Source organism: uncultured Methylibium sp., from assembly GCF_902826655.1.
GTDB lineage: Bacteria > Pseudomonadota > Gammaproteobacteria > Burkholderiales > Burkholderiaceae_C > Methylibium.
The window spans coordinates 1-21,974 of the sequence record NZ_CADEFR010000043.1 but is presented as its reverse complement, the minus strand read 5'-3'; the positions used below and the strand labels follow the sequence as shown (position 1 = coordinate 21,974).

The window sequence follows — 21,974 nt, the reverse complement described above, 5'->3', positions numbered from 1 at the left end:
GCCCCGATCAGCTCCGCTGCTCGAACGGCAGCTTGATCTGCGTCAGGTCCTTGCGCGTCTCGACCAGCACCAGCGGGCCGTCGTCCAGCATCACCACCGGCTTCGGCTCGCGCGGCACGCGCGCCGGCTTCGGCGCGTCGGCCATCGCCTGCTGCACGGCGCGAACCTTGTCGGCGTCGGAGTTCACCCACTCCAGGCCGGCATCGCTGGCCACGCCGGCCAGTTGCGCCAGCGGCAACTCGTAGGGCGCGACGACCACCGGTGAAGGCGCCACCGGCGCGGCGACGACGGTCGCAGCGGGCTCGACCGGTGCCGCGGCGAAGGCCGGGGCCGGCGAAGGCCGCGGGGCAGGGGCAGGGGCAGGCTCCGGTTCAGGCTGCGCCGCGGCGACGGGCGCCGGCTGCTGCGTATCGTCCTGCGCCGGGGCCTCGTTCTCCCACCACGGGCGGGCCGCCGTCGAGCTGTCCGCCGCCGGGGTCGCCGGGGCTTCGGCTTCGGCCGACGGCTCGGCAACGCCGGCCACGGCCATCGATGCGCCGGCTTCGCCTTCGCCGCGCTCGCGACGACCGCGGCCGCCGCGACGGCGACGACGCGCCTCGCCGCCTTCGCCTTCCGGCCCGGTGGCTGCGGTGTCGTCATCGGTGCGGGCGACTTCGCTGTCCTCGGCGGCAGCCGTCTCGCTCGGCGGTTCGCCGGTCAGGGACTCGGGCGCGTCGGCGCTGCCGGGGGCCTGGCCCTCTTCACGCTCGCCGCGACCGCGACCCCCGCGACGGCGACGCCGGCGCTGGCCGTCGCGCTCGCCCTCGGCGGCATCGGGTGCGTCGGTGCCCGGCAGCTGGCCTTCGGCGGCAGCGACCAGCGGCAATGCCGACTCGTCGAGGGCCGGCGTCGTCTGGGCGTCCGGACGCGGGCCGCGACGGCCCTGGCCCTCGCCGCGCGGCGGACGATCGTTGGTGCGCGCTTCGGCTTCGGCGCCCTCGGGGCGCTCGCTGCTGCGGCCGCGGCCGTCGCGTTCACCGCGGCGGTTGCGATCGCCGCCACGGTCCTTGCGTTCGCCGCGCGCCTCGCGGCCTTCGCCGCCGCGCTCACCGCCGCGCTCGCTGCGCTGTCCATCGCGCTGGCCGTCACGACCCCCGCGGCGTCCGCCCCGGCCACCGTCGCGACCGCCCTCGCGCTGACCCTCGCGTCCACCGGGCGTGGTGGGCGTCGGCACGGCTGCCGGCGCGGCGGCCGGTGCCTCGCCGGCACCGAACAGCTTCTTGACCCAGCCGAAGAAGCCGCCGCTGGCCGGCACCGGCGCAGCAACCACCGGCGGCGCGGCGACCGGCGCCTTCGCGACCGGCTCGGGCCTCGGCGGCACGGGCTCGCGCGCCACGGGTGGCGGCGCCGGCTGGTCGGGCAGCACGCCCTTGATCACCGGCTCCTGCTTGGCCTTGGCCTTCTCGCGACGCGTGATGCCGACCTCGTCGTCCGGCTCCTCGATCATCGTGTAGCTGGCCTGCAGGTTCTCCAGGCGCGGGTCGTCGTGGCGCAGGCGCTCGAGCTTGTAGTTCGGGGTCTCGAGGTGCTTGTTGGGCACCAGCAGCACGGTGGTGCGCTGGCGCAGCTCGATCTTCGTGATCTCGGTGCGCTTCTCGTTGAGCAGGAAGGACGTCACCTCCACCGGCACCTGCACGTGCACGGCGGCGGTGTTCTCCTTCATCGACTCTTCCTGGATGATGCGCAGGATCTGCAGCGCGGAAGACTCGGTGTCGCGGATGTGGCCGGTGCCGTTGCAGCGCGGGCAGGTGATGTGGCTGCCTTCGCTGAGCGCCGGACGCAGGCGCTGGCGGCTCAGCTCCAGCAGGCCGAACTTGCTGATCGAGCTGAACTGCACGCGAGCGCGGTCGTTGCGCAGCGCATCGCGCAGGCGCGTCTCGACCTCGCGGCGGTTCTTGCTCTCCTCCATGTCGATGAAGTCGACGACGATCAGGCCGCCCAGGTCGCGCAGCCGCATCTGGCGCGCGATCTCGTCGGCGGCCTCGAGGTTGGTGCGGGTCGCCGTCTCCTCGATGTCGGAGCCGCGCGTGCTGCGCGCCGAGTTGACGTCGACGGAGACCAGGGCCTCGGTGTGGTCGATCACGATCGCGCCGCCCGACGGCAGGTTCACCGTGCGCGAGAACGCGGTCTCGATCTGGTGCTCGATCTGGAAGCGGCTGAACAGCGGCGCCGCGTCCTTGTAGCGCTTCACGCGATTGGCCGTTTCCGGCATCACGTGGTTCATGAACTGCTGCGCCTGCTCGTAGATGTCGTCGGTGTCGATCAGGATCTCGCCGACTTCCGCGGTGAAGTAGTCGCGGATCGCGCGGATCACCAGCGAGCTCTCCTGGTAGATCAGGAACGCGCCCTTGCCCGCCTTGGACGCGCCGTCGATGGCGTCCCACAGCTTGAGCATGTAGTTCAGGTCCCACTGCAGCTCGGGCGCGCTGCGGCCGATGCCGGCGGTGCGCGCGATCAGGCTCATGCCCTTGGGGTAATCGAGCTGGTCGAGGTTCTCCTTGAGCTCCTCGCGGTCCTCGCCCTCGATGCGCCGGCTGACGCCGCCGCCGCGCGGGTTGTTGGGCATCAGCACCAGGTAGCGGCCGGCCAGGCTGACGAAGGTGGTGAGTGCAGCGCCCTTGTTGCCGCGCTCTTCCTTCTCGACCTGCACCAGCAGCTCGGTGCCGTTCGAGATCACGTCCTGGATCTTCGCGTCGCGGACGCTGACGCCCGGCTTGAAGAACTCCTTGGCGATCTCCTTGAACGGCAGGAAGCCGTGGCGGTCCTCGCCGTAGTCGACGAAGCAGGCTTCCAGCGAAGGCTCGACGCGCGTGACGACGGCCTTGTAGATGTTGCCCTTGCGCTGCTCGCGCCCCTCGATCTCGGTCTCGAAGTCGAGCAGCTTCTGGCCGTCGACGATCGCCAGGCGCCGCTCTTCCGGCTGCGTGGCATTGATCAGCATGCGTTTCATGTGCACTCCATCGCGCAGGCCTTCATGCGGCCGCGCACGAACCCGACCGCGCCCGTCGCCGGGGGCGGCCCATCGATGCACGAAACAGCGGGGAGGGACCGGAAGGAATCGCCCTGGACTGCCCGCCACCCCCGGTAAGGGGCACTCAGCGAAGCAGCGTTGGCGCGTGCGCTGGCCAGAGACCGGACGAGGCCGCCGCAGCCGTCAAGGCCGCGACGAGGCGCGCCGCGCCCGCGGCCCGGCCTGCGCCCTGCAGCAGAGCTGCGGGCGCCAGGCAGGCATGAGGCTGAGGGCGGGCCGGGAACATCCGGGGGGTCTGGAAGCGCGGGTCGCAGCGTGGATGGCGCGCTGTGCGCCTCTGTTCTGCGACCTGAAAACCTTGTGTGTTGGTCCGTTCTACGCTGGTTCTGCCACCGACCCGCGCCGACTGCCGCTCACCTTGGGAGCCGGCCCGGCTGCGCGAGGCAGCGTTGCATCACCGATTGAGTCCCGCCGCACGCCGATCGAACGGTCGCGAGGCAGGGCCCACGACGCGGCCGCTAAACTCAAGTGAATCAATCACTTACGGCGCACACGTGGTGGACCGCATTATAGGAGGCAAAGACGGCGCCGCGCGCAAGCCTCCGCGGGCCCGCAAGGTGGCCCCGACGCCAGCCCCGAAGCGGGCCGTCAAGGCCGCCGCCCAGGCCGCCCCGCCTGCCGTGCCGCGGCCGGCCGCGGCGCCTGCCGTGCGGCACGTGCAGGTCGGCGAGGACGGCGCCGGCCAGCGCCTCGACAACTATCTGGTCAAGACGCTCAAGGGCGTTCCCAAGACCCATGTCTACCGGATCATCCGCAGCGGCGAGGTGCGCGTGAACCGGGCGCGCGCCGCCGCGGACACGCGGCTCGCGCTGGGCGACGAGCTGCGGCTGCCGCCGGTGCGCGTGGCCGACACCGCCGCCGACAAGCCGGCGCCGCCGCGCGAGTTCCCCGTCGTCTGGGAGGACGAGCACCTGCTGGCGATCGACAAGCCCGCCGGCGCCGCCGTGCACGGTGGCAGCGGCGTCAGCTTCGGCGTCATCGAGCAGCTGCGGCGCGCGCGCCCGGGGGCGACGTTCCTGGAGCTCGTGCACCGGCTCGATCGCGAGACCTCGGGCCTGCTGCTGATCGCCAAGAAGCGCAGCGCGCTGACGAAGCTGCAGCAGCAGTTCCGCGACCGCGACACCGGCAAGACCTACGCGGCCCTGGTGCAGGGCGCCTGGCCGGCCGGCCGCAAGGTGATCGACGTGGCGCTCCACAAGTATCTCGACGCTGCCGGCGAGCGCCGCGTCCGCACGACGGGCGCGGACGACGCCGACGGGCGGCGCTCGATCACGCTGGTCAAGGTGGCCCAGCACTACGAGGGCTACAGCCTGCTCGACGTCACCATCAAGACCGGCCGCACCCACCAGATCCGCGTGCACCTGGCGCACGAGGGCCACGCCATCGTCGGCGACGACAAGTACGGCGACTTCGCGCTGAACCGGGAACTCGCGCGCGGCGCCGCCTTCGAAGGCCTGCGCTTCGACCGCATGTTCCTGCACGCGCGCCGGCTCGCCTTCGACCACCCGGCCAGCGGCGAGCGCATCGAGCTGCAGGCCCCGCTCCCGGCCGAATGCAGCGCCCTGCTGGCCCGCCTGAGCTTTCCCCACTGACTGGCATGACCGACTTCCGCCCCCGCCACTTCGACCTGGTCGTCTTCGACTGGGACGGCACCTTGTTCGACTCGACCGCGCTGATCGTCAAGGCCATCCAGTCCGCCGCTGCCGACGTCGGTACCGAGGTGCCGACCGACGGGCAGGCCGCCTACGTGATCGGCATGGGCCTGCAGGAGGCGCTGCAGCACGCGGTGCCGGCCTTCCCGCGCGAGCGCTACGCCGAGCTGGCGAGCCGCTACCGCCATCACTACTTCGCGCGCCAGCACGAGCTGTCGCTGTTCGACGGCACGCTGGAGATGCTGCACGCGCTGAAGACGCGCCACCACTGGCTGGGCGTCGCCACGGGCAAGTCGCGGCGCGGGCTCGACGAGGCGCTGCACACCGTGCAGCTCAAGGGGCTGTTCGATGCGACGCGCACGGCCGACGAGACCGCGTCCAAGCCCCACCCGCGGATGCTGCTGGAGCTGATGGCCGAGTTCGGCGTCGCGCCCGAGCGCACGCTGATGGTCGGCGACACGACGCACGACCTGCAGCTGGCTGCCAACGCCGGCGCGCACAGCGTGGCCGTGAGCTTCGGGGCGCACGAGCCCGACGCGTTCGAGCGCTTCGAGCCGCGGGCGGTCGTCCACTCGACCGCCGAGCTCGACGCCTGGCTGCGCACCCATGCCTGAAGCCCCCGACGCCGCGGACGCGATCGCGCTGTGCGCGTCCGCCGAGCTCGAGGAACGCGGCAAGGCCCTGCTGTTCGACGTGCTGGAGTACGGCCGCCCGATGCGTGCCTTCGCGCTGCGCATCGACGGCGTCGTCGTGGCCTACCTCAACCGCTGCGCGCACGTGCCGGTCGAGATGGACTGGAACCCGGGCGACTTCCTGGACGCCGATCGGGCCTTCATCGTCTGCTCGATCCACGGGGCACAGTACGAGCCCGCGAGCGGCCGCTGCGTCGGCGGCCCCTGCGGCCGCGGACGGCTCACGGCGCTGTCTGTGACAGAGCGTGACGGACAGGTGAGTTGGTATCCTTCCCGCGACATCCGACCCGTCTTCGGGAACTGAGTGCCGGCGCCACGCGCCGCCAACCGAGACCCAGCCCATGAGCAGCTACGACAACCCCGGCCCGGCCGAACCCACGCTGGGCCCGATGGCATCGCGAGCCGCGTCCGCACCGGTCGCCGCCAGCGTCGACGGCAGCGTGATCGAGCAGTTCGCGCGCGACTACCTGAAGGAAAAGCGCAGCGAGCGCCGCTGGCGCGTCTTCACCCGCCTGCTGTGGCTGGCGCTGTTCGGGCTGATCGTCTGGGCGCTGATGCAGCAGCAGAAGCATGCGGTCGCGCCCAGCGGGCCGCACACCGCGCTGGTCGAGGTGCGCGGCGAGATCGCCGCCGACAGCATCGCCAGCGCCGAAGGCCTGAACGCCGCGCTGCGCCGTGCCTTCGAGGACGGCGGGGCGCAGGCGGTCGTGCTGCGCATCAACTCGCCCGGCGGCAGCCCGGTGCAGGCCGGCCTGATCAACGACGAGATCAAGCGCCTGAAGGCCAGGAATCCCAAGCCGGTCTACGCGGTGTGCGAGGAGCTGTGCGCATCGGCCGCGTACTACATCGCCGCGGCGGCCGACGAGATCTACGTCGACAAGGCCTCGATCGTCGGCTCGATCGGCGTGCTGATGGACGGCTTCGGCTTCACCGGCACGATGGACAAGCTGGGCGTCGAGCGCCGCCTCATCACGGCCGGCGACAACAAGGGCCTGCTCGACCCCTTCTCGCCGCTCAGCGAGGCGCACCGCGCCTACGCCCAGGCGATGATGCAGCAGATCCACCAGCAGTTCATCAAGACCGTCAAGGACGGCCGCGGCGCGCGGCTCAAGGAAACGCCGGACACCTTCTCGGGCCTGTTCTGGAGCGGCGAGAGCGCCGTGCAGAACGGCCTGGCCGACAAGCTCGGCAGCCTGGACTACGTGGCGCGCGAGGTGGTCAAGGCCGAGGAGGTCATCGACTACACGCCCGAGGAGAACATCGCCGAGCGCCTGGCCAAGCGCTTCGGCGCGGCGATCGGCGCCGGCGCCGTGAAGGCGCTCGGCGGGATCGGCTCGCTGCGGTGAGTGGCGCTCAGGCGGGAGGGATCCGGAGCGTCTGCCCCGGATAGATCTTGTCCGGGTGCGTCAGCATCGGCTTGTTGGCCTCGAAGATCTGCGGGTACTTGTTGGGTGTGCCGTAGAACTGCTTGGAGATCTTCGACAGGTTGTCGCCCTTGACCACCGTGTACCACTGCGCCTCGGGCTCCGGGGCGGCCACGGTCAGCAGGTCGTTGACGCCGGCCACGTTCTCGACGTTGCCGCAGCACAGCAGCACCTTCTCCTTGGTGGCCTGGTCGGCGGTCTGGCCGGCCACCGTGACGGTGGCGCTGGCGCCGTCGAAGGACACCGCCAGCCCGTCGACCTGGAGGTTCTGGCTCTCGATGTAGGTGACGATCGCCGAACTGGCGGCCTTGTTCAGCCGGTCCAGGTTCTCGGGGTCCGGGGCCTTGGCCACCGCCTCCTGCGCGGCCTTGGCCTCGCCCTTGCCGAACAGCTTCTCGCCGGCTTCCTTGATGAAACTCATCAGACCCATGGCGTCGTCCTTTCGTGGTGAGCTGGGGGAGGCCGGACTTTAAGCCCGAGGCCTGACCGCCTGGTGACCGGATGCTGCGTTGCACCCCCCACGAACCGCGGCCGCCCGGCTCAAGTCCGCCGCGCCGACACCGATAGCGCGGAGAGACGCCCAACGACCCACCATGCCCGACCTCATCGGATCCGTCGCCAGCCTCACCGGCTACCACGACCGCGACCTGCTGGCCAGCACGCTCGTGGAAGTGCTGGCCGACTGGCTGCAGCCGTCCGGCCTGAGCATGTACCGCTGCGTCGGCGAGCCGGAGCAACCGCGGCTGCTGCTGCAGGCCGGCCTGGAGCGGGGCTCCCTGCCGGCGCGCGGCGATCCGCCGTGGACGCCGCTGGAGGCGCTGCCCGCGGCCGCCGACCGGCCCGTGCATCGACAGGCGCTGGCCAGCGGCCGGCCCGTGCTGGGCATGCCGTCGGTCCAGGGCGGCGAGCTGATGAGCGTCTTCCCGCTGCTGATCGGGACCGACCGCTTCGGCCTCATCGAGGTGCGCAGCGACGGGCCCCTGAGCGTGGAGCAGCAGGGCCTGGTCGCGGGCGTGCTGAAGATCTACCGCAACCAGATCGGCCTGCTGGACTACAGCGAGCGCGACACGCTGACCGGCCTGCTCAACCGCAAGACCTTCGACGAGCAGTTCGGCAAGTGCCTCGAGGCGGACGATGCCGGTCCGCGCGGCCAGCCGCCGCCCGACGGGGCGGAGCGGCGCCAGGGCCGGGCGGCGTCGAGCCACTGGCTGGGCGTCATCGACATCGACCACTTCAAGCGCGTCAACGACGGCTGGGGGCACCTGATCGGCGACGAGGTGCTGCTGCTGGTCGCGCGCATCCTGCGCAGCGCCTTCCGCTACGGCGACCGGCTCTATCGATTCGGCGGCGAGGAGTTCGTGGTGCTGCTGCGTGCCGACGGCCGCGTCAACGCCGAGTCCGCCTTCGAGCGCTTTCGCTCGCAGATGGAAGGGTTCCGCTTCCCCCAGGTGGGCCAGGTCACCGCCAGCGTCGGCTTCACCGAGCTGCGCAACCACGACACGGCGAGCGCCGCCTTCGAGCGCGCCGACCGGGCCGTCTACCAGGCCAAGGACAGCGGCCGCAACCGCGTGCGCTGCCACGAGGCCCTGATCGAGGCCGGCACGCTGGAAGCGAGCGAGAAGGTCGGCGCGATCGAGCTGTTCTAGGCGCGGTCGACCTGCGGCCGCGGCGACCGTGCCGCGGTCTGGTGCCCTTTGGTTCCGCACTGTCTGTGCGGTCGGGCACGACAAATGCTCCGAACGACAAGTGATGTAAGAGCATGCACCAGCGTGGTCGCTAACCGTCCCCTGTGGGTCAAGATGAGGCGGATCCGTATCCACCGATGAAGCGGGGCCCGTCCCCCGTTCGCCTGTTCCATGACGCTGAACCAGTTCCTGGTGGCCCTGCGTGCCCGCTGGCTGACCGCGCTGTCGGTCATGCTGGTGGTGATCGCGCTCGTGGTCGCGGTGAGCCTGCAGTTGCCGCGCCAGTACACGGCCGGCGCGGCCGTGGTGCTGGACGTCAAGTCGCCCGATCCGATCGCCGGCGTGGTGCTGCCCGGCATGTCGATGTCGGGCTACATGGCGACCCAGGTCGATGTGCTGCGCAGCGAGCGCGTGGCGCTGGCGGCCATCCGCGAGCAGCGGCTGGACGAGCGCCAGCCCCTGCGCGATCAGTGGCAGGAGGACACCGGGGGCCGCGGCGAGTTCAACGCCTGGCTGTCCGAGCGCATCCTGCAGAGGCTCGAGGCCAAGCCGGCGCGCGACTCCAACGTGATCGCGGTGGCCTACACCTCGCCCGACCCGGCGTTCTCGGCGGCGATGGCCAATGCCTTCGTCAAGGCCTACATCGACACCACGCTGGACCTGCGCACCGAGCCGGCCAAGCGCTACAGCAGCTTCTTCGACGATCGCGCCGCGCAGCTGCGCGACTCGCTGGAGAAGGCGCAGGCGAAGCTGTCCGCCTACCAGCAGCAGAACGGCATCGTCGCCAGCGACGAGCGGCTCGACGTCGAGAACTCGCGCCTGTCCGAGCTGTCCACCCAGCTCGTGATGCTGCAGGCCCTGGCCGAGGAATCGCGCAGCCGCAACAGCGAGGCCGGCGCCAACGGCGACCGCCTCCAGGAGGTGCTCAACAACCCCATGCTGGCCAACCTGACGACCGAACTGGCGCGGCAGGAGGCCACGCTCAGCCAGCTGACCTCGCGGCTCGGCGACAAGCACCCGCAGGTCGAGGAACTGCGCGCCAACATCGCGCAGATGCGCGCGCGGCTCGCCACCGACACCCGACGCGTCGCCGGCAGCCTGACCGTCAACAACAGCGTCAACCAGTCGCGGCTCGTGCAGGTGCGCGCCGCCCTCGAGGAGCAGCGCGCCAAGCTGCTCAAGCTGCGCGGGCTGCGCGACGAGGCCCAGGTGCTGGTGCGCGACGTCGAGAACGCGCAGCGTGCCTACGACGCCGTCGTCGCACGCGCCAACCAGACCGGCATCGAGAGCGAGATGACGCAGACCAACGTGTCGGTGCTCAAGCGCGCCTCACCGCCGGTCGTGCCGTCCTCGCCGCGCCTGCTGCTCAACACGGCCATCGCCGTCGCGCTGGGGCTGCTGCTGGGCCTGGGCGCGGCGCTCGCCCGTGAACTGGCGGACAAGCGCCTGCGCTCCGAGGACGACGTGCTGGGCGTGCTGCGTCAGCCCCTGATCGGCGTGCTGCCGGTGCGCGCGCGCGTTCCGCTGCTCGGCCGCTCGCGCGCCAGGTTGCAGCGCCTGCGCATCCTGGGCGCGCGGTCGGCGCTCGCGCGGTGAGGACGCTGCCATGAGCATGGTCCTGCCAGCCCACCCCGCGCGCACCGGCCACGGTGCGACGCCGCCCACCGACGCCGAGGCCACCGATCCGATGGTGCTCGACCGCTCGATCGGCGACTTCCTGCGCCGCGCGCGCAGCCTGTCCGACGGGCAGATCGAGCAGATCCTCCAGCACCAGCGCAAGCGCGGCATCCGCTTCGGCGAGGCCGCGGTCGCGCTCAAGCTGGCCACGCCCGACGAGGTGCTGTGGGCGCTATCGCAGCAGTTCCACTACCCCTACGCGCTGGACCACGCGCGCGAGTTCAACGAGGAACTGGTCGTCGCCATCGAGCCCTTCGGCCAGCAGGCCGAGGTGTTCCGCGAGATCCGCAGCCAGCTGATGATGGGCGTGCTGGCGCCCGAGCAGCGCCGCAGCGCGCTGGCCATCGTCAGCTGCGACCCGGGCGACGGCAAGAGCTTCTTCGCGGCCAACATGGCCATCGCCTTCAGCCAGCTGGGCGGCCGCACGCTGGTGATCGACGCCGACATGCGCACGCCCCGCCAGCACGAGCTGTTCCGCGTCCCCAACGAGGCCGGCCTCAGCAACGTGCTGTCGAACCGCAGCGACAGCAACCTGATGTACCGCGTGCCCGAGCTGCCCAGCCTCTACGTGCTGCCGGTCGGCACGGTGCCGCCGAACCCGCTCGAGCTCTTGCAGCGCCCGGCCTTCGGCCTGCTGATGCAGGAGCTGATGGGCAAGTTCGACCACATCGTGGTCGACACGCCGGCGGCGTCGAGCGGCGCCGACGCGCGCGTGATCGCTTCGCGCTGCGGCGCGGCCCTGCTGCTGGGTCGGCGCGGCCGCACGCGCATGCGCGCGATCGAGCCGCTGCTGCACGCGCTGCAGGGCGTCACGCGCGTCGCCGGCGTGACGATGAACGACTACTGAACCCGCACCAGCGCGGGCGGCGTGGACGGCGACGCCATCGCGTCGCCGGCATCGTCACGGAGCTCGGGCTCGCGAAAGCGCCGCCACTCGCGGTCCACGTGGGCCGCCAGCCGCTCGCGGAAGGCGGCGGCCGAGAAGCTCAGCGCGTGCGCCCTACAGGCCTCGGGCGTGAAGCGCTCGGCCTGGGTGTCGAAGCGCCGCACCGCGTCGACGATCGAGGGCACGCTCTGCGCGTCGAAGAACAGGCCGGTCGGCTGCGCACCGTGGCCCCTGACGGTCTCGAGCGAGCCGCCGCGGCCGTAGGCGATCACCGGCGTGCCGCAGGCCTGGGCCTCGACCGGTGCGATGCCGAAGTCCTCCTCCGCGGCGAACACCAGCGCCCGGGCGCGCTGCATGGCCTGCACCAGGGCGGCGGTCGGCAGATGGCCCAGCAGGCTCACGTTGGGCGGCAGCTGGCGGCGCACGCGCTCGAAGTCGGGGCCGTCGCCGATCACCAGCAGCCGGCGGTCCGGCATCGCGGCGAAGGCCTCGACGACCAGCGGCACGCGCTTGTACGGCACCATGCGCGAGGCGCTCAGGAAGTAGTCCTCCTTCTCGTGCGCCAGCGCGAAGCGATCGATGTCGACCGGCGGCGGGATCACGGCGGCCTCGCGCCGGTACACCTTGCGGATGCGCTGCGCGATGAAGCGCGAGTTGGCGATGAATCCATCGACACCGTGCGCCGACTGGCGGTCCCAGACCCGCAGGTAGTGCAGCATCGCGCGCACCACCGCGGCCTTGGCACCGCGCACCAGGCCCGACTCGGCCAGGTACTGGTGCTGCAGGTCCCAGGCATAGCGCATCGGCGAGTGCACGTAGCTCAGGTGCAGCTGGTGCGGGCCGGTGATCACGCCCTTGGCCACCGCGTGGTTGGACGACAGCACCAGGTCGTAGGCCGACAGGTCCAGCTGCTCGATCGCCATCGGCATCAGCGGCAGGTAGGCGCGGAAGCGCCGGCGCGCGAACGGCAGCCGCTGGATGAAGGTGGTGCGCGGCACGCGGCCCTGCAGGAAGCCGCGCTCGGCCTCGCGCAGGAAGTCGACCACGCCGTACAGGTCGGCCTCGGGGTAGACGCGCAGCATCTGCTCGACGACGCGCTCGCTGCCGGCATAGGTGGCCAGCCACTCGTGGACGATGGCGATCTTCATCGGGTCGGGGGTGCAGGGCTCATGGATGGGATCGGGCGGCTTCGGGCCGGGCGGGTCCGGCCTCGGGCCGGCCCTGCAGCACCGCCGCCAGCCGCAAGGCGCCGGCGCGCCAGGCGTGCCGGCGGGCGAGATCGGCTTCGGCGACTCGGGGTGTTGCCAGCACGCGCTTCAGCCCGTCGCGCAGGCCGTCGAGCGTCGGCGGCACGGCGATCGCGTGCGGCCCGCCGGCTTCGCGCAGCTCCGGCACGTCGGCCACCAGCACGCGGGCGCCGCAGGCGCGGGCCTCGAGCACCGGCATGCCGTAGCCTTCGTAGAACGACGGGCAGACCAGCGCGTCGGCGCCGGCATAGAGCGCCGGCATCATCTCGTCGGGCACGTAGCCGGCGATCACGACACCGAACTCGCAGGCCGCGGCCAGCTCGCGCTCCAGCGTGGTCTGCCGCCAGCCGCGCGCGCCGACCAGCACCAGCCGATGCGCCGGCAGCTCGCCGGCCCGCTTGAGCGCCACGAAGGCGCGCAGCAGGCCGGCGACGTTCTTGCGCGGCTCCAGCGTGGCCACCGACAGCAGGTAGGGCGGGGCGATGCCGACGGCCGCGAGCCGCACCGCCGCCGTCTGCGACTCGGGCTCCGACGGCGGTCGGAAGTGCGGCGCCAGGCCCGGCGTCACCACGGCATCGACGGCCACACCGAGTCGCTGGCGCAGCCGCTGCGCCGTGCCCTGCGAGTTGGCCAGCACCGCGTCGGCGCGCTCCAGGTCGCCGGCGAACCACAGGCGATGCGACCAGCGCGTCGGCAGTTCCATCGTCTCGGGCACCAGCAGGTGGTTCAGGTCGTGCACGGTGCACACGGTGCGCACCGGTGCGGGCAGCCGCGGGTGCAGCGTGCGGCCGGCCCAGAACACGTCGAGCCGGTCGGCCTGCGCCAGCTGCCGGCCGCGCGTGCGCAGCCAGGCGAAGGACGGGATCCGCCGCAACGCCGGCAGCGGCTCCTGGCGCAGTTGCCAGCGTTCGGACGGCAGGGCCAGGCGCTCGGCCGGCAGGCGGGCGTAGGCGAAGAACTGCGCGTCGGGCCACAGCGCCTCGAGCTCGCGGCACAGCTGGAACACGTAGTGGCCGACGCCCGACAGCGGCCGGCGCAGCGCCTCGCCGTCGATGCCGACGCGCAGGCCGCTCATCGCGGCGCCCTCGCCGGCAGCGCGGTGCCGAGGCCGTGCACCCCGGGCGCTGTGGCGCGGCCCTGTCGCCAGCGGCGCGCGATCGGCTGCTCGAACCAGCGGAACGAGGCCGAGGCCACCGCCACCGTCGCCAGCCACACGGCCGCGAAGGCCAGCAGCCGCGGGCCGAGCGGCAGATCCTTGACCGCGCCGCCGATCATCTGTCCGGCCATCCACAGCAGCAGCGCGTGGAACAGGTAGCCGCCGTACGAGACGCGGCCGACCCAGGCCAGCGGCGCCCAGGCCAGCAGCGCGCTGCCGCGGCGCCGCAGCAGCGCGTGCACCAGCGCCGCGGCGGCGACCAGGTCGACGGCGATGTAGGCGAAGACCTCGCGGTGGGCGCCGAACAGGATGCCCGAGTAGACGTTGCGCAGCGCCTCGATGCCTCGCGCGCCGCCGGCGTGGTGGAGCGCGACCATGACCAGCGCGTAGCCAGCCGCCACTGCCAGCGCGACGATCCACAGCGTGCGTGCGTGCCGCGGCTCGGCCTGCAGTCGTGGCTCGAGCCGCGCGATCAGCGAGCCGATCAGGAAGGCGTCGAAGTGGCACACCGACGCGGCGTAGACCGCGAAGGCCAGCCAGCCCGGATCGTCGGCGCCGCCGGCCTGCAGCAGCGCGACCCAGGCCCAGCGCACCAGCGGTCCGCAGGCGATCAGCGCCAGCGTCACGCCGACCTGCAGGCGCGGCGCGACCCACAGCGCCAGCAGCGGGAACAGCAGGTAGAACTGCTGCTCGACCGACAGCGTCCACAGGTGCCCGAACGGTCCCCAGTCGCTGGTGCCCGGCCAGAAGCCGAACAGCATGTGCCAGTTGTGCATGAAGCTCAGCAGCCACGGCAGGTCACCCAGCCGCGCCACGCCGCCGGCGGCCAGCAGCCCCGGCAGGTTGAGCGCGAGGTAGAGCAGGTAGACCGGCACGATGCGCACCGCGCGCTGCGCCATGAAGGCGCGCCAGCGCGCGCCGCGGTCGGCCACGCGGCCGCCTGCGACGGTGTCGTCTACCAGGAAGCCGCGCGTGATGACGTAACCCGAGATCACGAAGAACAGCCACACCCCCGTCCAGCCGAAGGGCAGCAGGCCGCAGTGCTGGGCGATGACCATGCTCATCGCGATGGCGCGCAGACCGTCGACCGCGTCGATGCGGGTGGCGGAGGCGGTGACGGCGGCACTCATGCGGACTGCGTCGACAGCTCGGCCGAGACCAGGCGGTCCCAGCGTTGCAGGAAGCGCTCGCGGGTCGCGCCGCGCGCATGCGCGGCGAGTCGCGCCCGCCAGGCCTCGCGCTCGCCGGCCGCCAGGCCGTGCACGCGGCGCATCGCCGCGGCGATCTCGTCGGGCGCATGCGTGCCGACCGGCAGCCCCAGGCCGCCGACGGCCTCGTTCAGCGCGCTGTCGCCGGAGATGATGGGAATCAGCCCGTGCAGCGCCGCCTCGAGTGCCGGCATGCCGAAGCCCTCGAGCCGGCTCGGCAGCACGAAGGCCTCGGCCTCGCGGTAGAGCCAGCGCAGCTGCGCGTCGCTGACGTAGCCCGGCAGGTGCATGCCCGGCGTGCGCGCGACGCGTTCGGCGACGCCGGCCGCGTCGTCGCCGCGCGAGCCGCAGATCACGTGCGAGACACCGGCCGCCGCGAGGCCCGAGCGCTCGAAGGCCGCGATCGTCGTGCGGTGGTTCTTGCGATGCTCCAGCGCGCCCACGGTCAGGAAGAAGGGTCTGGCGATGCCGGGCACCGGCTCGGCGGGACCCTCGGCCGAGGCGGTGCGCACGTAGAGCGGGATCGTGTGCAGGAAGCGGAAGCCGCGTCCGAAGCGCTGCTCGAAGGCCAGGCGCGAGGTCTCGCTGACGAACACGATGCCGGGCCGGCATTCGGCGATGCGCTCGTAGGCGCGGCGGTACCAGTCGACCGTCCCGGCGGCGTACAGGTCGGGGTGCGTCAGCGGGCCGACGTCGTGGCACAGCACCACGTCGTCGGGTGACAGCGCCGAGCGGCGGACGTAGAGCGGATCGAGGAAGAGGCGCAGCGCGCCGTCGCCGCCCGGCCAGCGCGCGCGCGGGCTCTCGCCGAGCCAGCGCATCTCGGCCAGCATCGCGCGCGCCAGCAGCTTGCGCGGCAGGCCCTCCGGCCAGGCGGCGCCGAACAGGCGCCAGCGGCGCACGCGCGCCCGCCCGGCGAAGTGCGTCACCAGGTCGCGCGCGATGAAGTGCGCGCCGGTGCGGTTGATCAGCGACAGCGAGTCGTCGATCAGCAGCGGGCGGCCTGCGGCGGCCTGGGCATCGCTGACGCGGATCGGGGCGGCGGTCATCGTCTCAGCGGATCCTGAGCGTGTGGCGGATCAGGGCCTTGGCCGACTCGATGCCGCCGCCGAGCCGGCGTCGCAGCAGGTCGGGCAGGCGGTCGCGCCGCGCGCGGTGCGCGGCCGACGCGTCCTGCAGCGCCAGCACCGCGCCGTGCCGCAGCGACGCCAGCCCGTCGAGCGCGGCCATCACCTCGTGCGGCGTGGCCTGCGGCGCGAGGCGGCCGTCCAGCATCAGCGCCTGCACCAGCACCTGCGGCCGGATCGCGAAGGGGCAGACGTCGAGGATGGGTGTCAGCGGCAGACGCCGCAGTGCCGGGGCCAGCACCTCGTCGTACAGCGCCTGGCCCGGGTCGGCGTGGCTGACGAAGGTGGCGGGGAGGCCCACCGAGCCGGCGAAGTCCTGCCACTTGAAAACGATGTCGACGTGGCCGTTGTCCCAGAAGGCGAAGGGCACGCGGTAGGCGCAGGCGATGATCGCGCCGTGCAGCGACGCGGTCAGCACGAAGCGCGCGCTGGCGATCTGGTCGAGGATGCGGCGCAGCGCCGCCTCGCTGGCGTCGATCTGCGGCCGCAGCACCACCTCGGCGCCCGAGATCGCGAGCAGCTCGGCGTCGCCCTTGGCATCGTGGATGTGCGGGATGCAGATCACGCGGCCGGCGGTCGCCGGGGCCGGCGCCGGCACGTGGAACAGCGGCGCCAGCAGGCCGGGGTCGCCCAGCACGGTGGACGCGGGCAGGCCCAGCAGCTCGCGCGTGCGCGGCCCGCGCACGCCGAAGAAGCTGCACATCGACCGCGCGCGCGCATCGAGCGGCCGCGCGTCGCGCATGCCGCAGCCCCAGTAGGCGATGCGGCCGGACGTGGTGCCGACGTGGTGGCGCAGGTCGCGCAGCACCCACGAGGACTCGATGACGCTGCCGATCAGGCGGTAGAGGTCGGCGTCGACGCGCGGGTGCAGGAAGAACTCCTTCGCCAGCAGCTCGGGCAGGTAGTCGCCGAAGTTCTGCACCGGAGCACCCTTGACGAAGTACTGGATGCGCGGGTCGTGCTCGCGGAAGCCCGTGGCCGGCGGCGTGCGCCCGGGCGCGGCGGGCAGGGTGGCGGCGTGTTCCATCGGCAGGTCCGGTCGGGCTCAGCCCAGCGCGCGGATGCGCCCGGGATCGAGGCGGCCGCGCAGCAGGTCGCCGACCGCGAGCAGGTTGCCCTTCAGGCGCCCGCGGCGATCGACCCAGGGTTCGGGCCAGGCGGCCCGGGCGAGGTTCTTGGCGACGTTCCTGGCGATGTGGCGCAGCGCGTACGACGCCGACATCGAGCCCTTGCGCAGCAGGTAGACCGGGTTGGCGACCTGCGAATAGCCGAAGCGCAGCCCGGAGGTGCGGCCGCGCTTGCTGCCGAGGTGCACGCCGCGCAGCGCGGCGCAGTCGACGATCGCGCCGTGGGCGGCCATGCGCCGGCTGAAGTCGATGTCCTCGAGCCAGCCGTAGAGCGGCAGGTTGTCGTCGAACAGCACGCCGTGCGCGCGCACCGGCGCCAGCCGCACCGTCATGTTGCAGCCGTAGCCGCCGTAGGTCGTGCGCAGCGCGGCCGCCGCGCCTTCGGGTTGCGGCGGCAGCGCCGCCAGGATCGCCAGCGCCGTCTCGTGGCCGATGCCCGGGCCGACGGCGCCGTCGCGCACCGGATGGTGGGTCGCGACGACGACCTCGGGCCGCGCCGCGAACAGGTGCTGCACCTGCTCGACATAGTCGGGTGCGGGGTAGTAGTCGTCGTCGATGAAGACGACCACGTCGGCGTCGCCGCAGCTGGCGAGGATCGCGTTGCGCTGCGCGCACGAGCCGCGCGGGCCGTGCACGACCTCCACCGGGCAGGGCATCGGCGGCGCGCCGTCGGCGTCGAAGTCCTCCGGCGAGGCCGGGCAGACGATGACGCGCGCCGGCGGCCGACGCTGCAGCGCCAGCTGCGCCAGCGTCAGCGGCATCTGCTCGCGCCGACCGGCGGTCGCGATGCCGATCACCACCTGGAGTCCTGGGCTCATGCCTGCCAGATCCTTTCGAAGAGTCGCTTGCGGTACAGCACCAGGGCCAGCGCGAAGGCGATCGCCACGTAGCCCATCACGCGCGCGACGGCGACGCCGCTGCCGCCCCAGGCCAGGCCGAAGCCGAGGATCATCAGCACGGTGGTGACGGCGCCGAACAGGCTGATCAGCGACACCAGCTGGTCGTGGCGCAGCGGGATCAGCACGTAGCCCGAGACGACCTGGCAGAAGGCCGCGAAGGGGAACATCACGCCCAGCATCTGCAGCATCGGCACCGTCGGCCCGAACGAGGGGCCGAGGATCAGCGGCACCAGGCGGTCGGCCAGCAGCAGCGTCGACGCCAGCATCAGCACGCCGAAGGCGGTCATCGCGAACAGCGAGGTGCGCATCAGCCGGTAGGCGTTGCCCTCGCTGTCCTTCTGGCTGATGCGCTGCGCGACGGTGCCCACCAGCACGTGGTTGGCGGGCTGCATCAGGCTCAGGCCGACCGTCGCCAGCCGCTCCGCCACGCCGTACCAGCCGACCTGCGCGGCGCTGCCGAACAGGCTGAGCAGGTAGGTCGACGAGCTGGCCATCAGCATCGTCAGGCCCTTGTGCGCGAACAGCGCCGTCGACTCGCGCACCAGCGAGAAGCCGCCGCGCCAGCGGATCGCCGGGCGGTCGATCGAGCGCATCACGATCACCAGCGCCGCCACCGAGCAGATCAGGCTGGACGCGAGCAGCGTGGCCAGCGCCAGCGGCGCATCGCCGGGGCCGTCCACCAGCCACAGGATCAGCGGCAGGTTGATCGCGAAGCCGCAGACCTCGAGCGCCACCGACGTGGTGAAGCGCAGCGTGCCCTGGAAGAACCAGCCCAGGTTGAAGGCGGCGACGATGCCGCACAGTGTGGCCAGCACGCCGAGGATCGGCGTCTCGCGCAGCACCGGCGACAGCAGCGTGCCGCCCAGGCCGACCGCGATGCCGGGCAGCATCATCGCCAGCCGGCCCATGGTGTGGCGGCCGAACAGGCGGGCCAGGTCCTCGCGGCTGCGCGTCGACGCGGCGTCGCGCGCGCCGACGATCGGAAAGCCGTACTCGGTGAGCATCCACACGACCTGGTAGAGCGACATCGCGGCGAGCAGGCGGCCGTACTCCTCGGCGCCCAGCACGCGGCCGTAGAAGGGGATCAGCACCAGCAGGTAGGCGTAGCGGAACAGGTAGCCGACGTAGACGAACACCAGCGCGCGCTGCGTCGACGGGGTCGGCGCGGCGGCCGGCGGCACCGCCTCGGCGGCGGTCGGCGAGATCGCGGTCGTGCCGGCAGCAGGGACAGCACCGGGCAGGGCGTGCAGTGGCGTGCTCATGCCTGCAGCACCTCCCGCACGGCCGCGAGATTGAGTCGCGCCGCCTGCGTCCACGAAAAGTGTTGCACGCGTTCGTGGCCGGCCTCGCGCAGGCTGGCCTGCAGGGCCGGGTCGTCGAACAGCTCGCGCAGCCGCTCGGCCAGCTGGTCGGGTCGCGCCGGGTTGAAGTACAGCGCGGCCGGGCCGCAGACCTCCTGCACGGCGGGCGCGGTGGAGGCGATCACCGGGCAACCGCAGGACATCGCCTCCAGCGGCGGGATGCCGAAGCCCTCGTAGAAGGACGGGAAGACGAAGCAGCTCGCGTGCTGGTACAGCGCCTTCAGTTCGGCGTCGCTGACGTAGCCGACACGCACCAGCGTGTCGCCGGCCGGCTCGGCCGTGCGGAACACCGCGCCGTCGGCCGCACCGACCACCACGCAGCACGGCGCGTCGGGCCCGAGCCGGCCCAGCGCGGCGGCGATCGCCGCGAAGTTCTTGTTGGGCGTCGGGCTGCTGACGGCCAGCGCGAACGGCCGCTGCCGCAAGGCATGCCGATCGAGGATGGTGTCGTCGGCGGTGACGCGCTGCAGGTGCTGCCAGCCTTCGGTGGTCACGCGCAGCCGCTCGGGCGGCACGCCGAAGCATTCGCTCGCCTCGCCGGCACCGAACTGCGACACCGCCAGCGTGCGCGGCGCGCGCTGCCCGATGTGGCCGACCAGCCGGCGGTAGGCGTGGCGGAAGGCGCGCGTGTAGGCCTGCGGCATGCGCACCACGGCGGCGTCGTGCACGGTGATGATCTGGCGGCGCTTGAGCAGCGGTCCGGTGAAGCCGAAGCTCAGCAGCAGCGAGCGGCCGGCGCGCCAGGGCAGGTCGAGCTGCTCCCACGCGTGACCCTGCAGGCGGCCGACATGCTCGACACGCAAGTGGGCAAAGGCCGGCAGCGGCGTGCCGCGCGGCGCGACCACGGTCCAGCGCGCGCCGCTGGGCTCGCCGGCGGCCAACAGCTCGTCCAGGCTCGCCAGCGTCTCGCGCGCGTAGCGTTGCACGCCGGTGACGCGCTGGCCGTAGAAGCGGCCGTTGACCAGCACCTCGGGCAGCGCCTCGGTGCGCGCCGCGGCCCGGGGCGCGGTCAGGGCCTCAAGCGGCGGCATGGCGTGCTCCGGTGCGTCGCGACGGCAGCGGCTCGCGCCACGGCGACGGTGCCGCCGCCGCGGCCGCGAAGGCGTAGAACGCCAGGCCCAGGTCGAACACGACGGCCGAGATCGTCGCGGCGATCAGCGCCGCCAGCACAGCCCGGCGCGCCGCCTGCGCCACGGCGGCGTCGTCCGGCGCGGCGAGTGCGGTGGTCCGGCCGTCGAGGAAGAGCCGCAGCACGAAGGCCGCGAACAGCGCACTGCCCAGCACGCCGACGTTGGACAGCAGCACCAGCGGATAGCTGGAGGCGCGCGCGCTGCCGAGCCCGGTGCCGATGCCGTAGACGTCGACGAAGTTGTACCAGGCCTGCAGGTTCCAGGAGCCGCGCTCCAGGCCGGAGCTGCTCTCGAGCTTGCGCAGCAGCGTGACGCCGAAGAAGTCGACGATGCGCGCCACCAGGTCCGGGCGCAGCAGCAGCAGCAGGCAGGCGCCGACGGCCAGCGCCCACAGCAGCAGGCTCAGCGTGCCGAAGCGCGGCGCCTGGCCGCCACGCAGCAGGCGCAGGGCGGCGCCGACGCCGATCAGCGCCGCATAGATCGCCAGCCCCGCATAGGCGGTGCTCGAGGTCGACATCAGCAACAGCAGCAGCAGGCCCAGCGAGAGCGCGCCGCTGCAGTGCGGCCGCACGCCGTCGCGCCACAGGCTGGCGGTGAAGGCCAGCAGCGGCAGGCTGAAGGCCGCGAAGGCCGACGCTTCCGGGAAGGTGCCCGACACGCGCTGCAGGCCGCCGACCTCGCCGCCGACCAGGATCGCGTAGCCGGCGTTGCGCACGTACTGCAGCAGGCTCGGCAGGCCCAGGTGCAGCTCGGCGAGGTTCAGCACGCCGGCCGCGATGTTCAGCGCCGCCAGCAGCAGCACCGCGTCGCGCAGCTTCGCCGTGCGACCCGGCGCGTCGAGCAGCGCCCGCACGCACACGAAGCCCAGCAACCCGGCGATCGCATAGGCCGACTGCGTGAGGTTGGTCGACAGCGGCTGCAGCGGCAGCAGGCGCACGCCGCCCATCTGCGTGCGGTCGGTGCCGAAGAGCATCGTGTCGCCGGCGAAGAAGCGCGGCAGGAAGGCGGCGCTGAAGACGCCCCAGACGACCAGCAGCAGCAGCCAGAAGCCCGCCTGCGGATACGCCAGCGGCGCGAGGCAGGCCGACAGCCCGCGCTCGGAGACGGTACGCACGCACAGGAAGGGCAGCAGCATCACCGCGGGCGTCAGCGGTGCGCCGCCCAGCGCCGGCAGCGCGATGGCCGCGCTGGCGCCGAACAGGCAGCACAGCATCAGCGCGCGCAGCATCTGGTCGCCCTTGCAGAACAGGCCGGCCAGCAGCACGATCAGGGCGAAGGGGGTCGGCTGCACTGGTGTGCCCTCAGCCCAGGCCCAGCGCTCGCGCGCAGCCGGCGCGCACGGCGAGCTGGCGCAGGATCAGCGGCCCGGCGATGCCGGCCGCGATGGCCAGCGTGGCCAGCAGCCAGGCCGCGTCGATGCCGGCCAGGCGGTGCAGCGCGATGCGCGCGCCGGCCACGAACAGCACGTGCAGCACGAAGATCGCCATCGAGGCCTGACCCAGCGCCGCCAGCGCGGCGGCCACGGGCCCGCGCGCCGCCGCGGCCAGCACGACCAGGGCCGCGCCGCCGGCCAGTGCGGCCGGCAGCGCGAGCAGGCCCCAATAGCCGGCGCCGACCGCGTAGGCCGCGCCGG

At 72.7% G+C, this 21,974-nt stretch carries 18 protein-coding genes and 1 pseudogene; 7 read left to right on the top strand and 12 right to left on the bottom strand.

Annotated features, from left to right (window positions below; all coding sequences use genetic code 11):
• Positions 1-7: 7 nt before the first annotated feature.
• Positions 8-2,989 (bottom strand): Rne/Rng family ribonuclease, encoded by a 2,982-nt coding sequence (locus tag QZV97_RS15375; protein WP_295643973.1) that lies wholly within the window; start codon positions 2,987-2,989, stop codon positions 8-10.
• 701 nt (positions 2,990-3,690) lie between these two features.
• Here QZV97_RS15375 and QZV97_RS15370 point away from each other — a divergent pair.
• From QZV97_RS15370 to QZV97_RS15355, 4 genes are read left to right on the top strand one after another with little or no spacing between them, the layout of a single operon-like run.
• The gene (locus QZV97_RS15370) at positions 3,691-4,662 is read left to right on the top strand and encodes an RluA family pseudouridine synthase (RefSeq protein WP_295644005.1); all 972 of its coding nucleotides are present in this window, start codon (positions 3,691-3,693) and stop codon (positions 4,660-4,662) included.
• Between the two features lie 5 nt (positions 4,663-4,667).
• The gene (locus QZV97_RS15365) at positions 4,668-5,336 is read left to right on the top strand and encodes an HAD-IA family hydrolase (protein ID WP_295643970.1); all 669 of its coding nucleotides are present in this window, start codon (positions 4,668-4,670) and stop codon (positions 5,334-5,336) included.
• Positions 5,329-5,718: a Rieske 2Fe-2S domain-containing protein gene (locus QZV97_RS15360; protein ID WP_295643967.1), complete on the top strand. Its 390-nt coding sequence runs from the start codon at positions 5,329-5,331 to the stop codon at positions 5,716-5,718. The genes QZV97_RS15365 and QZV97_RS15360 overlap by 8 nt, the downstream gene beginning before the upstream one ends.
• A 37-nt stretch (positions 5,719-5,755) precedes the next feature.
• Positions 5,756-6,760 (top strand): S49 family peptidase, encoded by a 1,005-nt coding sequence (locus tag QZV97_RS15355; RefSeq protein WP_295643964.1) that lies wholly within the window; start codon positions 5,756-5,758, stop codon positions 6,758-6,760.
• A 7-nt stretch (positions 6,761-6,767) separates the two neighbouring features.
• Here the strand turns inward: QZV97_RS15355 and lysM are convergent, their stop codons facing one another.
• Positions 6,768-7,268: a peptidoglycan-binding protein LysM gene (lysM, locus tag QZV97_RS15350; protein WP_295643961.1), complete on the bottom strand. Its 501-nt coding sequence runs from the start codon at positions 7,266-7,268 to the stop codon at positions 6,768-6,770.
• Between the two features lie 163 nt (positions 7,269-7,431).
• Between lysM and QZV97_RS15345 the strand changes: the two genes are divergently transcribed.
• The 3 genes from QZV97_RS15345 (at position 7,432) to QZV97_RS15335 (ending at position 11,047) form a co-directional block, all read left to right on the top strand.
• Positions 7,432-8,484: a GGDEF domain-containing protein gene (locus QZV97_RS15345; protein WP_295643958.1), complete on the top strand. Its 1,053-nt coding sequence runs from the start codon at positions 7,432-7,434 to the stop codon at positions 8,482-8,484.
• Between the two features lie 210 nt (positions 8,485-8,694).
• Positions 8,695-10,119: a chain length determinant protein EpsF gene (gene epsF / locus QZV97_RS15340; protein WP_295643955.1), complete on the top strand. Its 1,425-nt coding sequence runs from the start codon at positions 8,695-8,697 to the stop codon at positions 10,117-10,119.
• Between the two features lie 10 nt (positions 10,120-10,129).
• Complete coding sequence (locus QZV97_RS15335) at positions 10,130-11,047, top strand: polysaccharide biosynthesis tyrosine autokinase (RefSeq protein WP_295643952.1); 918 nt, start codon at positions 10,130-10,132, stop codon at positions 11,045-11,047.
• Here the strand turns inward: QZV97_RS15335 and QZV97_RS15330 are convergent.
• The 10 genes and pseudogenes from QZV97_RS15330 to QZV97_RS15285 all read right to left on the bottom strand — a co-directional run.
• The gene (locus QZV97_RS15330) at positions 11,041-12,234 is read right to left on the bottom strand and encodes a glycosyltransferase family 4 protein (RefSeq protein ID WP_295643949.1); all 1,194 of its coding nucleotides are present in this window, start codon (positions 12,232-12,234) and stop codon (positions 11,041-11,043) included. The two genes, QZV97_RS15335 and QZV97_RS15330, sit on opposite strands and share 7 nt — an antisense overlap.
• 19 nt (positions 12,235-12,253) lie before the next feature.
• Positions 12,254-13,408, bottom strand: coding sequence for a glycosyltransferase family 1 protein (locus tag QZV97_RS15325; RefSeq protein WP_295643946.1), 1,155 nt, complete (start codon positions 13,406-13,408; stop codon positions 12,254-12,256).
• Positions 13,405-14,619, bottom strand: a complete 1,215-nt coding sequence (locus QZV97_RS15320; protein WP_295643943.1) for an acyltransferase — start codon at positions 14,617-14,619, stop codon at positions 13,405-13,407. Before QZV97_RS15320 ends, QZV97_RS15325 begins: the two co-directional genes overlap by 4 nt.
• On the bottom strand, positions 14,616-15,746 hold the full coding sequence (locus QZV97_RS15315) for a glycosyltransferase (protein ID WP_295643940.1): 1,131 nt from the start codon (positions 15,744-15,746) through the stop codon (positions 14,616-14,618). Before QZV97_RS15315 ends, QZV97_RS15320 begins: the two co-directional genes overlap by 4 nt.
• A 4-nt stretch (positions 15,747-15,750) precedes the next feature.
• Positions 15,751-16,851, bottom strand: a complete 1,101-nt coding sequence (locus tag QZV97_RS15310) for a polysaccharide pyruvyl transferase family protein (protein WP_295643937.1) — start codon at positions 16,849-16,851, stop codon at positions 15,751-15,753.
• Between the two features lie 18 nt (positions 16,852-16,869).
• Complete coding sequence (locus QZV97_RS15305; RefSeq protein ID WP_295643934.1) at positions 16,870-17,769, bottom strand: glycosyltransferase family 2 protein; 900 nt, start codon at positions 17,767-17,769, stop codon at positions 16,870-16,872.
• Positions 17,766-19,112, bottom strand: a complete 1,347-nt coding sequence (locus QZV97_RS15300; protein WP_295643931.1) for an oligosaccharide flippase family protein — start codon at positions 19,110-19,112, stop codon at positions 17,766-17,768. The genes QZV97_RS15305 and QZV97_RS15300 overlap by 4 nt, the downstream gene beginning before the upstream one ends.
• Positions 19,109-20,242 (bottom strand): glycosyltransferase family 1 protein, encoded by a 1,134-nt coding sequence (locus QZV97_RS15295; protein WP_295643928.1) that lies wholly within the window; start codon positions 20,240-20,242, stop codon positions 19,109-19,111. Before QZV97_RS15295 ends, QZV97_RS15300 begins: the two co-directional genes overlap by 4 nt.
• Complete coding sequence (locus QZV97_RS15290; protein WP_295643925.1) at positions 20,229-21,632, bottom strand: hypothetical protein; 1,404 nt, start codon at positions 21,630-21,632, stop codon at positions 20,229-20,231. Before QZV97_RS15290 ends, QZV97_RS15295 begins: the two co-directional genes overlap by 14 nt.
• A gap of 10 nt (positions 21,633-21,642) precedes the next feature.
• Positions 21,643-21,974, bottom strand: a pseudogene (locus tag QZV97_RS15285) (hypothetical protein); the annotation flags it as partial.

Coding starts and splice junctions, on each gene's coding strand:
- QZV97_RS15375 (WP_295643973.1), bottom strand. CDS start 2,989: ATGAAACGCATGCTGATCAATGCCACGCAGCCGGAAGAGCGGCGCCTG.
- QZV97_RS15365 (WP_295643970.1), top strand. CDS start 4,668: ATGACCGACTTCCGCCCCCGCCACTTCGACCTGGTCGTCTTCGACTGG.
- QZV97_RS15360 (WP_295643967.1), top strand. CDS start 5,329: ATGCCTGAAGCCCCCGACGCCGCGGACGCGATCGCGCTGTGCGCGTCC.
- QZV97_RS15355 (WP_295643964.1), top strand. CDS start 5,756: ATGAGCAGCTACGACAACCCCGGCCCGGCCGAACCCACGCTGGGCCCG.
- lysM (WP_295643961.1), bottom strand. CDS start 7,268: ATGGGTCTGATGAGTTTCATCAAGGAAGCCGGCGAGAAGCTGTTCGGC.
- QZV97_RS15345 (WP_295643958.1), top strand. CDS start 7,432: ATGCCCGACCTCATCGGATCCGTCGCCAGCCTCACCGGCTACCACGAC.
- epsF (WP_295643955.1), top strand. CDS start 8,695: ATGACGCTGAACCAGTTCCTGGTGGCCCTGCGTGCCCGCTGGCTGACC.
- QZV97_RS15335 (WP_295643952.1), top strand. CDS start 10,130: ATGAGCATGGTCCTGCCAGCCCACCCCGCGCGCACCGGCCACGGTGCG.
- QZV97_RS15330 (WP_295643949.1), bottom strand. CDS start 12,234: ATGAAGATCGCCATCGTCCACGAGTGGCTGGCCACCTATGCCGGCAGC.
- QZV97_RS15325 (WP_295643946.1), bottom strand. CDS start 13,408: ATGAGCGGCCTGCGCGTCGGCATCGACGGCGAGGCGCTGCGCCGGCCG.
- QZV97_RS15320 (WP_295643943.1), bottom strand. CDS start 14,619: ATGAGTGCCGCCGTCACCGCCTCCGCCACCCGCATCGACGCGGTCGAC.
- QZV97_RS15315 (WP_295643940.1), bottom strand. CDS start 15,746: ATGACCGCCGCCCCGATCCGCGTCAGCGATGCCCAGGCCGCCGCAGGC.
- QZV97_RS15310 (WP_295643937.1), bottom strand. CDS start 16,851: ATGGAACACGCCGCCACCCTGCCCGCCGCGCCCGGGCGCACGCCGCCG.
- QZV97_RS15305 (WP_295643934.1), bottom strand. CDS start 17,769: ATGAGCCCAGGACTCCAGGTGGTGATCGGCATCGCGACCGCCGGTCGG.
- QZV97_RS15300 (WP_295643931.1), bottom strand. CDS start 19,112: ATGAGCACGCCACTGCACGCCCTGCCCGGTGCTGTCCCTGCTGCCGGC.
- QZV97_RS15295 (WP_295643928.1), bottom strand. CDS start 20,242: ATGCCGCCGCTTGAGGCCCTGACCGCGCCCCGGGCCGCGGCGCGCACC.